The sequence below is a fragment of the Bacillus cabrialesii genome (genome assembly GCF_004124315.2).
Lineage (GTDB): Bacteria > Bacillota > Bacilli > Bacillales > Bacillaceae > Bacillus > Bacillus cabrialesii.
The window spans coordinates 1,181,457-1,194,739 of record NZ_CP096889.1 but is presented as its reverse complement, the minus strand read 5'-3'; the positions used below and the strand labels follow the sequence as shown (position 1 = coordinate 1,194,739).

Below are 13,283 nucleotides of genomic sequence, written 5' to 3'. Positions count from 1 at the left end.
AGCTGAAAAACAGCGGTTCGACCCGCTATCACAAAATGCGCAAGCGCTTTCTCAAAAGATGGTTTCATTGTACACTGACTTTTGTATCCACGCAATATGTTTTTTGGCTTCAACTGTCAAAATGAAAAGAACCCGCTCATTAGCGGGCTCATGCTTTTGGCGGGGCCGTGGAATGCCGGACGATGAGCTCAGGGGGCAGCACGATTTTTTGTTTTGTCTTTCGTTTTCCTTCGATGGCTTCTGCCAGCAGTTCGATGACGTTTCGCCCCATATCTTTAATCGGCTGGGCCACGGTGGTCAGGGGCGGGGCTGCCATTTCTGCAAGTATCGTGTTATCAAAACCGATGATGGAAAGGTCATCGGGCACTTTTATGCCTCTTATTCTCGCAGCTTGTACGGCGGCGCAGGCTAATACATCGTTGAAGGCAAAAATAGCTGTTGGAGCGTTTTTGCCCAGCAATTTTCCCGCTTCTTCCTTGCCGCTTTCCAAAGAAAAGCGCGTCGGGATGATAAGCGATTCATCGACAGGCACGCCCGCTTCCTCCATCGCCTGACGGAAGCCTTTGATTCTGTTTTTTTCCCCCGTCGTTGACCCATCTCCCACAATGCAGGCGATGTTCGTGTGGCCGAGTGACAGAAGATGCTTGGCAGCCTCATACCCGCCGCGAACGTCATCCATCACGACAATATCCATCGGAAGCAGCGGCTTATCCTGAGAAATCATGGCAAGGGGAATTTGTTCATTGGCGATTTCCTCCAAAGCAGACATGCTGCCATGGTTCTCAATCCCTGTCGCAAAAATAATTCCGTCCACCTTTTTCTGCTTCAGCATTGAAAAATATTTCGTTTCTTTTTTCGGATCGTAATCGGTGCTGCAAATCATCATTTGAAAACCGAGTTCATCAGCCCTCTCCTCAATGCTTTTGGCAAGTTCGCCGTAAAACGGATTTGAAATATCAGGCGTCACAAGCGCGATCATATTCGTTCGTTTTCCAGTTAATGCCGCGGCGTGGACATTGGGTGTGTACGCCATTTCCTTCATGACATTCATCACCTTTTGCCGCGTTTTGCCGCTGATTCTGCCCGTATTGTTAATCACACGCGACACAGTTGTGATCGAGACTCCCGCCGCCTTTGCCACATCATAGATCGTTGTTTTCATGTTCATCCCTCGTCTGGTTATTGAACTTTCCGGCTGACAATTTTCCGGTATTCAATTGGTGAAATGCCTTCTATCTGCTTAAAGAGTTTTGAAAAGTACGTCGGGTCTTCCATTCCGACCGTTTCCGCAATGACGCCCATTTTATCATTTGTAGAGGATAAAAGGCGCTTCGCTTCTGTCATTCTCACCCGGTTCGTGTATTGTGCCGGCGTGACGCCGAGCACCTGCTGCATGCAGCGGCTCACATAATCCTGATGATAGTGAAGGGCGAGCGAGAGATCCTTAATTGTCGTCTTTTCCTTAAAATGCTCCTGTAAGTACCGGGCCGCCTCCCAGGCAACCCGCTCTTTTGCGGATGGAATTTGAAACGCCTCTTTCTGAAGATGCAGCATCAGCTCCTCAAATAAGATTTGCTTTCTGAGCGGCAAATCGGAGTTTTCCGCCGAGTAATCGATCAGCCTTTCAAACTGCTGCGCCATAAACTGCGGGCGCTGCACCTTGCCTTTTCTCGGCAAAGCCAGTCCATAGCGGGCCGGCTGCTCGAAGCTCCCTTTTTCCTGCTGAAGCTCAGACCAATTGCTGCCTCCCTTTGCCGTAAATTCATATCGATGTTCATCAAAGTGAAGCCAATAATAGGAGGTTTCTTCATCACTGCCCTTCGTCCCATAGTGTTCAAGACCGGGAGAAAGCAAGATGTACTCGCCGCCTTCAACAGAGAACGATTTTTCATTTTCCGTTATATAAAGCGTTCCCTGCTTGACGTAAATCAGATCAAATACAGAAAAAACGCGCTTCACATGGGTTTCTCCTTTTTTAAAAACCCCTTCTCCGGCTGCGATAAATACCGGAAAAGGCGGGACTGTAAACAGGATGCGAGGCATTTTCATCATCCTCCTTTTTAAGTCGGATTTTTGCAAGAAGTATCGTTTCTCTCCCTTTTTATTATAGGGAAATGGAGGTACACTTTAAAACGTTGATTTTATTTACGAAAGGGGTTAGACACTATGAAACAAGCTGTCTTCAAATCAACTGCTTTGAAAAAACCCGCTGACAAATCGTTCTCATTATTTTCGCTTACTTGGCCGATCTTCATTGAGGTCTCATTATATATGTTTATGGGTAATGCCGATACACTGATGCTCAGCCAATACTCAGATAACAGCGTGGCAGCAGTCGGCGTCAGCAACCAGGTTTTGAATTTAATTATCGTGATGTTCAGCTTTATCGCAACAGGAACCACCGTTATCATTTCACAATTTTTGGGGTCACGGCAAAAGAAAGAAGCAATGGAAGTCGCTTATGTGTCAATCGGCGCCAACTTCTTTATCAGTCTTGCCATTAGCGCCGGCGTCTTTTTTGCAGCCGTCCCTCTGCTTCATATGATGGGATTATCAAACGAGCTGATGCCTGATGCGAAAGTCTTTTTACAAGTTGTCGGAGGTCTGTCCTTTATCCAGGCTTTAATCATGACATTCAGCGCGATCTTAAAAAGCTACGGTTATACAAAAGATACAATGTTTGTCACAATCGGCATGAACATTTTAAACATTGCCGGAAACTTTGTTGTGATTTTCGGTTTGTTTGGCTTTCCTGTTCTCGGCGTTGCCGGTGTGGCGATGTCTACATCTATCGCCCGCGTCATCGGATTAATCGCGATGATTGTCATTGTCAACAAGCGCATCCAGCTGAAGATGTCGCTGAAAAAAGTGTTTCATATGCATAAAGAACATTTGCGCAAGCTGCTGAAAATCGGCATCCCTTCTGCGGGAGAACAGCTTTCATACAACCTTTCGCAAATGATTGTCACGTATTTTATCGCCATTATGGGCGCGCAGGCTTTGACAACAAAAGTGTATACGCAAAATATTACGATGTTTATTTTGCTGTTCGGCACCGCGATCAGCCAGGGCACGCAAATTTTAATCGGCCGCTATATCGGCGGCAAACAGTTTGATGCCGCGTATGAGCGCTGCATGAAGAGCTTATATTGGGCACTCGGAATTGCCGCGGCGACATCAGTTTTAATGACGATCTTTTCAAAAGACCTGATCGGCATCTTTACACAAAGCCCTGACATTATTGCGACTGCGAGCCTTTTGATTGCCATGACGATTATCCTTGAACCCGGCCGCTCGTTTAATGTCATTATCATTAACTCCCTGCGTGCAGCGGGGGATGCGAAATTCCCGGTTTACATGGCAATGATTTCGATGTGGGGGATCGGCCTCCCGCTCGCTTATCTGTTCGGCATCCACCTCGGTTTCGGCCTTGCCGGCATTTGGATTTCGTTCATCGCGGACGAATGGGTCCGGGGAATCTTAATGTACAGAAGATGGCGCTCCCGCATCTGGATTCAAAAAGGTATGGCGTAACACCCGGCTCAAACGAGGCCCGGGTGTTTTTTATCGTTTAGACAGAATTCGCTTTGCTTCGCTGCGCCTGTTCAAAAACATTGTACTGCTCAGTCCTGATTTTTTCTAAAACCGCTCGGTACAGGTGAGCTGCCGTTTCCACCGCCTTTTGCGAATACTTAGGGAAAAGCGGCAAGGCATCCAGGCACTCTTCAAGATAGGCTTCCGCTTCAAATGCGATATACTCCCACGTCATCGTGAACGCTTTATTTACGGTGCCTTTTTGGAGATCAGCCTCTGTATAGCCGAATTGCTGCATTACCTGGCGGGGAATGCGGTTTTTTTGCTGATCTGTGCCAAGATCACTTAAGAAGCGAACCAGCTGTATGGCCAAGCCGAGAGAGACGGCTGCTTGTTTGAGCTGATCTTGTTTTCGGCGTGTCAGTATCGGCAGCAGCATCAATCCGGCAGCACCGCCCGTCTGATATGCGTACATGAGCAGTTCATCAAGGTCATCATACGGCTTGGCGTCTTCTTTTTGTGCGGCAATAAACTCCCGAAAAGGTTCGCTGTCCAATGTAAAGGTCTGATACGCATGATCAAAAGCCTTCCATAGATGGTGATTACCGTTATTTGTCCTTTGGTAAACATGATCAGCCTCAGCTTCAAATGCGGGCAATACCTTTTCGTCTGCACTGGCCGCCGTGTGGCAAAACGACAATACTGCCCAAGCGGCTTGTCTTTGCTTTAGCGGGAGATATGATAATGCTTTGAAACAGGCTGGCGCGTATTCGCCAACAATCTGTCCGCATTGCTGGTAAGCTTCTTTTATCTCTTTCATTTTTCTCACTCCTATGTATCACTGCTTCTTCAAGTCTAGTATGTTTTTTCCTAATTGTATATGAAGAAAATGCCGATTCTTACTTTGTAAAAGTAACAAGACGCAGCATGCTGCTAAACCTCGTATACCTAGTCTGAACAGCATCATCGACGAGATATGCTTTTTTATTTTGAATCATACAACAGATAGAATGTAAACATTTATCAATCATTACTTCAATAATAGAGGAATCACGGAAAAAAGGGCTAATTGTTATTTGATACATGATAGTATTGGAGTGAGTTCAGTGATAAAATTTTTTGAATATAACTGGCAGGTTAGAGATCAATGGTTTACTTGGTGTCATCAACTAACCACTGAAGAATTACTTAAAAACCGTCTTGGCGGGGTAGAGAATATTTTATATACCCTTTTTCATATTATTGATGTGGAATATAGTTGGGTTCGTGCTATCCAAGGAAAAGAAGATATCGTTGTTCAGTTCGCTGATTATCATACACTCAATAAAGTGAAATCTCTCTCAAATACATTCCGAACTGAAATAATTGATGTTTTAGAAACACATTCAGATCAAATAAAAGATGAACTTGTAAGCGTTCCTTGGGAGAAAGGTGTTTTATATACGCGAGATGAAATATTACATCATATCATCGCTCACGAAATTCACCATATTGGTCAACTTTCTGTACGGGCTAGGGAATTAAAGCTAAGCCCGGTATCAGCTAATTTTATCGGCAGAACATTAAAACCTATTCATTCTTATTGAAGGAACGCGGGAACTTTGGCGCAGCAACAATTCGATAGTGCTGTTGTACAAAAAAGGATAGATAGAGCATATATTTTCTCTGCTCATCTATCCTTCTTATTTTAATCTATACATCTCTGGCTTTTAATCACATTTGCATTGAACCTACCCCTCATCAATATCAATGCGATACGCTTCAAACCATGTATGGATTTGGGCAAGGTGGGCGATCAGCTGAGGCCCTTTCATGAGCTGTCCGAACCACGGCACCTTGAAGGAGGAGCCTTCCGTATCTAAGAGCTGATCCAATTGTTTTCTGTCCAGCAAGGTATGGAGCACGGAGTCCTTTTGGCTTCTGATCGTTTTCAGCCATTCGCTGACGCCTTTTGTATATTCCGGGTGGTGTGTTTTCGGATACGGGCTTTTTTTGCGATACAGAATGTCATCAGGCAAAATGCCCTCGAGCGCTTTGCGTAAAATACCTTTTTCCCGATTGTCATGCATTTTCATTTCCCATGGGATATTCCATACATATTCCACGAGCCGGTGATCGGCAAACGGCACCCGCACTTCAAGGCTCGCACCCATGCTCATGCGATCCTTACGATCCAAAAGGTTCGTCATAAACCACAGCATATTTAAATAGAACAGCTGTCTTCTTGCTTTGTCCACACCCGTTTCTCCATCTAATAATGGCGTTTCCGCCAAGGTTTCTTCGTATTTGGCATTTACGTATTCTTTGAGATTCAATTTTTTCTGCCATGAATCAGAAAGCAGCTTGATCCGCTCCTCCGTTGACCGCATCCACGGAAAGCCCGACTCAACGTCTGCCATATGGAACCACGGGTACCCGCCGAAAATCTCATCCGCGCACTCGCCCGACAGGCTGACGACAAAGTCCTTTTTGATTTCCCGGCAAAACCACAGCAAGGACGAGTCGACATCAGCCATTCCCGGCAAATCTTTAACCAGCACGGCTTCCTCCAAATGATCGACGAGATTCTTTTGGCTGATGACGCATTTGTGGTGTGTTGTGCCGAAGGCCTCTGTCATTTTTTCAATCCAAGGTCCGTCGTCATTCGGCTGAAAGGCACTCGCTTGAAAAAATTTATCGTTCTCTTCGTAATCAATCGAATAAGTATGAAGCGGTGCTTTTCCTTCCTTTTCAAAGTGGCCCGCCGCAATCGCTGTAATCGCGCTTGAGTCAAGACCGCCTGATAGGAACGTACAAACCGGCACATCCGAGACAAGCTGCCGCGTCACCGCGTCCTGAAACAGCGATCTGACATTGGCAACCGTGTCATCAAAACTGTCCGTATGTGTTTCGCTTTCGACATTCCAATAACGCCAAATATTCAGCCCGTCTTTAGAAAACGTCAGCGCGTGAGCGGGACGGACTTCTCTTATGCCTTTAAATACGCCGGTACCCGGGGTTCTGGACGGTCCGAGCCCGAAAATTTCAGAAAGTCCTGTTCTGTCCACCCGCGCTTTTACCTCAGGGTGTGCGAGGATCGCTTTGATTTCTGACCCGAAGAGAAAAGAAGATCCTTGCTCCGTGTAAAAAAACGGCTTCACGCCGAGACGGTCTCTCGCGGCAAACAACAGATCACGCTTTTCATCCCACACAGCAAAAGCGAATATGCCATTGAGGTGATCTACACAGTCTTCCTGCCATTCAATGTAGCTGTGCAGCAGCACCTCGGTATCTGATGTACGTTCGAACTGATGGCCCCGCGCCCGCAATTCCTTGCGCAGATCTTCCGTGTTATACAGCTCGCCATTGTAAATAATGGTGTACATATCCCCTTTATAAGTGCATGCCATCGGCTGGCGCCCGCCTTCAATATCGACAACCGCAAGCCTTTTATGTCCGAATAAAACATGGTGCTCCCCCCAAACGTTAGAGTCATCAGGCCCCCGTTTGGAAAGAGTATCTGTCATTCTGTTGATCGTTTGTTTTTCCTGGACGAGCTGCTTTTTAAAATCGACCCAACCCGTAATTCCACACATGTGATATCAGCTCCAATCCCTAATCTTTCGTAACCATTTCGTTTCTTTCAGCACCTTAGTAAGTTTATGCATCTATAGGCAGATAGTTGATTTGTCCACAAAAGAGTTGTATGGGACAGGCTCGAATTGGAAAGAAAAGAGAGGAAAGAAGAAAAAGGAGACAGCATGCATGAAGCGGAAACAATTATTATATAAAGAGGAACAAAAATGGGAATACGGCACCATCCTCATTGAAGATGGCATCTGTTTAATCGAAAACGAGGAAGGCGATATACTGCTGGCGGACAGTCTTCATCACGGTCCAATCTGGATACAGCATAAAGGAAAATGGGAGCAGGCCGGCTTTCAGGATCAATTGGTTCTGATATGCGGTGAGGAAAACATCTCCCTTTCAGGCGGAGAACGCATCCGCTATGAAAAATCGGTCAAACGGCCGCTCATGGTGCTTTTGGATTCGCTGGATGACGAAACCTTTCTGGCGTTTTTACAGCATCTGCACAGCTTTGGCTTATCGGTATTCGATTGCGTATTTTCTTATAATAAAGGAGTCTTTTCGAATACATCGGAGGAGCAGGGTGTTTCTTTTTATCACTTTTCCAACGACATCGCCCAATGCGCGGTGCAGCATCACTACAGCTATGACGGGACAGGAGACCGTTTCGAATGGACGGCTTCAAATGGAAAGCGATCCATTATGTATTCAGCGGTGCAGCGGAGACGCAAATAAAAAAGCGGTGCAGCGAGCACCGCTTTTTGGTTACTTTTCAACGACGACTTTTACATCCTTGCTTTCTTTTTTATCTGTATCAGCAGCCGTGACGTACAGCACTGTTCCGGCTTTTTGTTTTTTGATTTTCACCGTGAACGTTCCTTTTGCGTCAGCCTTGGCAGAAGCAATGACTTTCTTTGATTTGTTTTTCACTCTGATCATCGCCTTGCTGTTCGCCTTCCCTTTCACTGCCGTATCCTTCGTTTTCACTGCATTTACTTTCGGGGTGCCGGAAGGTTTTCCTTTGACGGCGACAACTTTATACGATGTTTTCGCATCGCCTTTTACCGCTTTCACATACAGCACTTGATCTTGTTTTTGAGTCGGGATATTGACCTTGAAAGCACCGTCTTTTCCGGCTTTGGCGCTGCCGAGTTTTTTCTTGCCGCTCATCACCTCGATAAGCGCGCCTTCTTTCGCGCTTCCTCTGACGGCTGTTTGTGTGCTTTCCAGTTTGTTGACCTTGAGCTTCAGATCAGCTGCGCTGACAGCCTTCATGACATTCAGCCGTCCGTAGCCTGAGTGCCAGTCTACTCCAGGCGTCTTCGGAATATCAATTGGATCACCATTATCATCATACAATTCCTCTTCTTCGCCATCGACGCTTTCAAAGGAAATATCGTCCGCCGTCTTTTTCAAAATATCCTCTGCTTCTGTTCTTTTCAGCTTAGGATTTTGAGCAAACAGCAGTCCCGCAGCAGCGGCAGCATATGGCGTCGCCATGGATGTTCCGCTCATGTATGTGACATTTCCGTTCGGCACTAAGCTCGGGATATCAGACCCTGGAGCAGAGATGTCCAGACCTTTACCATAGTTAGAAAAATCCGCGGTCATATCCATGCGGTTCGTTGCTCCGACTGACATCACATATTTAGAAGATGCAGGATAGGATAAGGAATTGGCTCCGTCATTCCCGCTGGCTGCGGCAATCAAGACATTTTTGTCAGCTGCGTATTTCAAAGCAAATTCAAGCACGCGGCTGTAGCCTCCGCCTAAACTTAAATTAATCACCTTTGCTCCTTTGTCAGCAGCATATTTGATGCCGAGTGCGATTTGTTCAGTATCTCCGTAGCCTGTGGAATCAAGCACTTTGACAGGGATGATTTTCGCTTTGGCGTTCAAACCAGTCATTGAATAGCCGTTATCGCTTTGGGCGGCGATAATTCCGGCAACGTGCGTTCCATGCCCCTGATCATCCATTGCGTTGTTATTCCTTCCGACAAAATTGCGTCCGAGATCGGTTCTTACTTTTCCTTTTAAATCGGCAAGCGAGCTGTCCACACCTGTGTCTACTACCGCAACCAATGTATCGTTCAGCTTGCGCTTGGACAGCAATGTGCTGGCAGGCTCGTATTTCACATCCGCATTTTTGACACCGCCGTTTTCACCAGTGTTTTTAAGCGGCCATTGGTAAGGATACTGAATATCGTTTGCCAGGCTCTTGTATTCCTGTACAGGTTCCGCAAATTCTACGTTAGACATCTTGGATAATGTCGCGGCGGCGCTTTTGACCCGTTTGGCGCTTGCCGTATATGCGCCGTTCTGTTTCTCATCTTTTGGCAGTTCAAATGAGTACAGGTTATTAAACAGTTTCTTTGCCTTTTTCACATTTGAAATGTCTTTTTTCGATTGCGCGCTTGCAGAAAAGCCCTTCATTTCATTATGTACGGATGAGAGGCTTTTATTGTCCTTCACCTTGAAAATGACCTTTGTTGTCTGAACTTGACTTTTGGCCGCAATCTTGTTTTCTGTTAAAATCGCACCTGCTGTTTTGCCTTGCAGCTGCTTGATATTTAATCGTTCCGCCTGTTTCTTTATCTCCTTTTTAAGGAAAGACGGGACTGATTGTAAAGCCGTATCGTAAAGCCGATTGATTGCTTTTTGATCCTTTTCAGTCATCTTATATGAGGATGACGCACCGTTTTCTGACACATCATCAAACAATGGCTTTAATGTCACAAGATCCTGATAGATTTCATTTCTCGCTGTTTTATTGAGTGCGAGTTTAGCAACGATAAACGGCGCCGCTTTGTAGTAAAGGCTCGTCAGTTCTTTGCCTTCTGCTGTTTGGCTTAACTGCTCATCACGAATCGCTCTCAGCTTGTCCAGGATGCTTTTCCCTGATTTCTTCTGGTCGACACTCATTTCCACCGGACAAGCTTCTTCCTCCTCTAAATCTGACGGCTGCTTTTTGGTGCCTTTATACCCAATCGTATACTTGGCTTCCGCAGCTGCTTCTGCCGTTCCGCCTTCCTCTGGTTCTTCTTCTCCGAGATATTCAACTTTTACATAGTAAGGGCCGCTCCACGCGTATGGAAAAATAATTTCGCTTTTTCCATCCTCCGCTGTGTAAGAACGGTACATCTCAAATGTTTCATCTTTAAGCGCTTTTTCCTTGCTTGGATATACAGATACATTGAGTACTGAATCACTCTTTACGGTCAGTGCCATATGTGAGTTTTTCTGAATATCCGTTTTTCCCGGGGTCACTTTGTACCATTTTACCTGTTCGGGTTCCTTCACGGCGCCTGTCTGCTCTTTGCCGTTTTCCAGAGCAGGCGCCTGGTCAATCGCACCGGCCGCGGCCGCTTTGGTTCCTGGAGAAAAAAGGCTGAAGATCAGTGCAATAATGAGCACTGCCGCCACCAACGAGCTGAATTTTCTGCGTTTCATGATATCCCTCCTGCAAAATAATGAATCTTCTTGAAGGTATCATAATTTCATAGGACGAGATACCGCTTACAGGGAATTTTAAGGTTATTTTAAATCATTTGGAATAAAAGGGAGGAAGCACACAAAAACCCGGCTCCATTCACAGAGCCGGGTTCGCGCTTTTCTATTAAAACAATTGAAAACCGATTGGCAAATGCAGACCGAGCAGCACTGTCAGCACAAGGACAATGACGAAGCCGATCCATAGGCCTCCGGTTGATTTTTCTTTTTTCTTGCGGATGAGGAGCATTTCCATCAGGCCGATGGTGATAATGCCAAGAATCATTTTGCCGGCGTATTCTCCGTTCCAGTTGGCGAAGCGGACAAACAGCTCAGCTCCTGTCAAAATAATTAGGATATAGAATAACCGCAGAATCATATGAGTGATTTTTCCGCCCTTTGCACTTCCTGACGCATACAGCGAGTAGCTGACGAAAAGCAGAATCAGCGCTACCACCCATGTCGTAATATGTAGGTGTGTCATACAGGTTCCCCCTATCAGATAAAATTACCCCACTTATAGTACCATGAACTTGTCCTCTGCCACAAAGATGAATCTCAGAAAAAACGGGCGGGTCCGTGTCCGCCCTCCTGTTTGATTCAGCCGATTTGGTTTGACAGCGTTCCGATCGGGTCAATCGTAATGTCGATTTTGTCGCCTGACCGCAAGAATTTGGGCGGCGTAAAGCCCTTTCCGACGCCAGACGGCGTACCGGTCGCAATAATGTCTCCCGCTTCCAGCGTCATCCCCTTTGAGAGGGTTTCAATTAATTCCGGTATGGAAAAGATCATATTGCTTGCCGAACCGGATTGGCGCAGCTCGCCGTTGACTCTCGTTTCAACCTTGAGGCGCTCCGGCTCCTGAATCGATGATTTATGTACAAGAACCGGTCCCATGGGACATGTCGTATCCAGGCTTTTTCCGATAAAAAACTGCTTATGCCTTTTTTGCAGATCACGCGCCGTGATATCATTCACAATCGTATATCCGAAAACATGGTCATATGCGTCTTCTTTTGATATGCGGGTCCCGCTTTTACCGATGACGACAGCAAGCTCTCCTTCATAATCGAGCTGAGAGGTGACCTCTTCATGGCTGTTTACGGTATCACCGTGCCCTGCAACCGTAACCGGCGATTTTGTAAATACCATCGGATGCTCCGGGATGTCAGCTTCGCTTCCCATTTCAATCGCGTGGTCACGGTAGTTTTTGCCGATGCAGATAATATTTTTTGACGGCTTAGGAATGGGCGCATGCAGCTTCACATCGGATAATGAATACATAAATGATCCCAGTTCATCATTCGGTTTCTTTGCCCATTCGGCCAGCTGTCTTGCATGCGCAACAAATTTATCCCCTTCTGCGATACATTCAATCAGCGATCCCGGAATTGTCTCAAGTTCAAACAGTTTTTTTTCAGCCTTTTGCAAATCCATAATTTTCTCATCATCAATGATCAGGCCGACAAACATTCGGTTGTAAAGTTCCCCTGTCGCAAATTTCATGTTATTCCTCCATCATCTTTTAAATCAGAATGCTCCTTCATGTATTCTCTGTCGAATGCTGAAATCCCTTTTTCTCATATCCGTTTTCATTTCGTTTCAAGACGGGCTTCCTGCACATATCATGCAAATGTCGTTTTGAGGAGGAGGAAAGAATATGGAGAGCGTACATTTATTTTTTCATCGGCAGCAGCTGAATCGTAAAGGCACTGCCAAAGGGCTTCTGGTGACAGACCGATCCGTTTCTCCCATTCTTCTCACACAGCGTGACAGAGCGGAAAAGGCATCCTATGAAATCAGCTGGGAACAATCTCTGCTTGGTGAGAGCACACTTTTTTTGAATGCGGAACAGGTTGATCCGTCCCTGATGCGGCGCAGGCTCGCCTATTGTTTTTTTGAACAGATTGGCGTTCCCGCACCCGCTGCCTCGTACAGCTTTTTGACCATCAATGGCCAGCCAGAAGGCATTTATTTGAACATCAAGAACCAACAGCTGGCCGACAGAGCAGGCTGCCGAGTGAATATCGCAGATCCGAGGGTTCCGCTGTCCGTTTGTAAAGAGGAATCTTCCGCGTTCTTACACGAATTCCTCACGCTGATCCGTACAGCTGAAGATGGCGAGTTGGCTGAACGGATTAAAATGTATCTGGATGTCAAGCTATTTTTCCTTTGCCTGATCGGAAGCGCATGCACCAGTCAAGGCTTTTACTATGCATGTTGTCCAAACGAATCCGGCCGTCTCCATGTTACCCCGATGGAGACAAGAGTACTGGCGGCACCCGTCAGTTCTGACGAAGATCCTCTGCTGACAAAAGGACGGACACTGGCGGCAAGGCTTCTCTCCATACCCGCCTTCCGGTCGCAATATCATACATTAATGAAGAACGTACTGAACCGGTCGTTTACCATTGAACGATTGTCTCCTTTCATCAGCGATTGGCATCTTGACATTTGTCAAAAAGCTGACGATGATCCTTTCATAAAAAAAAGCCCCCTGCAATTCGAAAAGGAGCAGACAAACATACTTAGAGAAATTGAAGAGCGGCAGGACTTTTTGCAAGCACACTTAGCAAGACTATAGTCCTTTTTTTATTAAAAAAGCCGCAGCAAAAAATGTCGCTTTTTTAGTCAAATTGACGAAAGGCAACCTTTTCAGCAAAAATAGGTTATACTAACGATATCCTGTGTTT

Annotated in this window: 10 protein-coding genes and 1 pseudogene; 4 read left to right on the top strand and 7 right to left on the bottom strand. The window is 46.0% G+C overall.

Features of this window, described 5'->3' with window-relative positions; translation table 11 throughout:
* Positions 1 to 148 precede the first annotated feature (148 nt).
* Positions 149 to 1,162, bottom strand: coding sequence for a LacI family DNA-binding transcriptional regulator (locus EFK13_RS06105; RefSeq protein ID WP_129506127.1), 1,014 nt, complete (start codon positions 1,160 to 1,162; stop codon positions 149 to 151).
* Positions 1,163 to 1,179: 17 nt separating this feature from the next.
* Positions 1,180 to 2,043: an AraC family transcriptional regulator gene (locus EFK13_RS06100; protein WP_129506171.1), complete on the bottom strand. Its 864-nt coding sequence runs from the start codon at positions 2,041 to 2,043 to the stop codon at positions 1,180 to 1,182.
* Between the two features lie 123 nt (positions 2,044 to 2,166).
* Between EFK13_RS06100 and EFK13_RS06095 the strand changes: the two genes are divergently transcribed.
* Positions 2,167 to 3,534: an MATE family efflux transporter gene (locus tag EFK13_RS06095; RefSeq protein ID WP_129506128.1), complete on the top strand. Its 1,368-nt coding sequence runs from the start codon at positions 2,167 to 2,169 to the stop codon at positions 3,532 to 3,534.
* 37 nt (positions 3,535 to 3,571) lie between these two features.
* Here EFK13_RS06095 and EFK13_RS06090 read toward each other — a convergent pair.
* Positions 3,572 to 4,376 (bottom strand): annotated as a pseudogene (locus tag EFK13_RS06090) (phytoene/squalene synthase family protein).
* A gap of 264 nt (positions 4,377 to 4,640) precedes the next feature.
* On the opposite strand from EFK13_RS06090, the gene EFK13_RS06085 reads away from it, so the two are divergent.
* Positions 4,641 to 5,120, top strand: a complete 480-nt coding sequence (locus tag EFK13_RS06085; protein ID WP_129506130.1) for a DinB family protein — start codon at positions 4,641 to 4,643, stop codon at positions 5,118 to 5,120.
* A gap of 144 nt (positions 5,121 to 5,264) precedes the next feature.
* Here the strand turns inward: EFK13_RS06085 and asnB are convergent, their stop codons facing one another.
* The gene (gene asnB / locus EFK13_RS06080) at positions 5,265 to 7,109 is read right to left on the bottom strand and encodes an asparagine synthase (glutamine-hydrolyzing) (protein ID WP_129506131.1); all 1,845 of its coding nucleotides are present in this window, start codon (positions 7,107 to 7,109) and stop codon (positions 5,265 to 5,267) included.
* Positions 7,110 to 7,278: 169 nt separating this feature from the next.
* Between asnB and EFK13_RS06075 the strand changes: the two genes are divergently transcribed.
* Positions 7,279 to 7,836, top strand: coding sequence for a DUF2777 domain-containing protein (locus EFK13_RS06075; RefSeq protein WP_129506132.1), 558 nt, complete (start codon positions 7,279 to 7,281; stop codon positions 7,834 to 7,836).
* 30 nt (positions 7,837 to 7,866) lie between these two features.
* Here the strand turns inward: EFK13_RS06075 and wprA are convergent, their stop codons facing one another.
* The 3 genes from wprA to EFK13_RS06060 form a co-directional block, all read right to left on the bottom strand.
* The gene (gene wprA, locus EFK13_RS06070) at positions 7,867 to 10,551 is read right to left on the bottom strand and encodes a cell wall-associated protease WprA (RefSeq protein WP_129506133.1); all 2,685 of its coding nucleotides are present in this window, start codon (positions 10,549 to 10,551) and stop codon (positions 7,867 to 7,869) included.
* Positions 10,552 to 10,717: 166 nt separating this feature from the next.
* Positions 10,718 to 11,074 carry a YisL family protein gene (locus EFK13_RS06065; RefSeq protein ID WP_064813452.1) on the bottom strand — a complete coding sequence of 119 codons (357 nt, stop codon included), beginning with the start codon at positions 11,072 to 11,074 and terminating at the stop codon, positions 10,718 to 10,720.
* Positions 11,075 to 11,190: 116 nt separating this feature from the next.
* Complete coding sequence (locus EFK13_RS06060; protein WP_129506134.1) at positions 11,191 to 12,096, bottom strand: fumarylacetoacetate hydrolase family protein; 906 nt, start codon at positions 12,094 to 12,096, stop codon at positions 11,191 to 11,193.
* Positions 12,097 to 12,250: 154 nt separating this feature from the next.
* Between EFK13_RS06060 and EFK13_RS06055 the strand changes: the two genes are divergently transcribed.
* Entirely contained in the window at positions 12,251 to 13,174 is a 924-nt protein-coding gene (locus EFK13_RS06055) for a CotH kinase family protein (RefSeq protein ID WP_129506135.1), read from the top strand.
* Positions 13,175 to 13,283: the final 109 nt, after the last annotated feature.

Coding starts and splice junctions, on each gene's coding strand:
- EFK13_RS06105 (WP_129506127.1), bottom strand. CDS start 1,162: ATGAAAACAACGATCTATGATGTGGCAAAGGCGGCGGGAGTCTCGATC.
- EFK13_RS06100 (WP_129506171.1), bottom strand. CDS start 2,043: ATGCCTCGCATCCTGTTTACAGTCCCGCCTTTTCCGGTATTTATCGCA.
- EFK13_RS06095 (WP_129506128.1), top strand. CDS start 2,167: ATGAAACAAGCTGTCTTCAAATCAACTGCTTTGAAAAAACCCGCTGAC.
- asnB (WP_129506131.1), bottom strand. CDS start 7,109: ATGTGTGGAATTACGGGTTGGGTCGATTTTAAAAAGCAGCTCGTCCAG.
- EFK13_RS06075 (WP_129506132.1), top strand. CDS start 7,279: ATGAAGCGGAAACAATTATTATATAAAGAGGAACAAAAATGGGAATAC.
- wprA (WP_129506133.1), bottom strand. CDS start 10,551: ATGAAACGCAGAAAATTCAGCTCGTTGGTGGCGGCAGTGCTCATTATT.
- EFK13_RS06065 (WP_064813452.1), bottom strand. CDS start 11,074: ATGACACACCTACATATTACGACATGGGTGGTAGCGCTGATTCTGCTT.
- EFK13_RS06060 (WP_129506134.1), bottom strand. CDS start 12,096: ATGAAATTTGCGACAGGGGAACTTTACAACCGAATGTTTGTCGGCCTG.
- EFK13_RS06055 (WP_129506135.1), top strand. CDS start 12,251: ATGGAGAGCGTACATTTATTTTTTCATCGGCAGCAGCTGAATCGTAAA.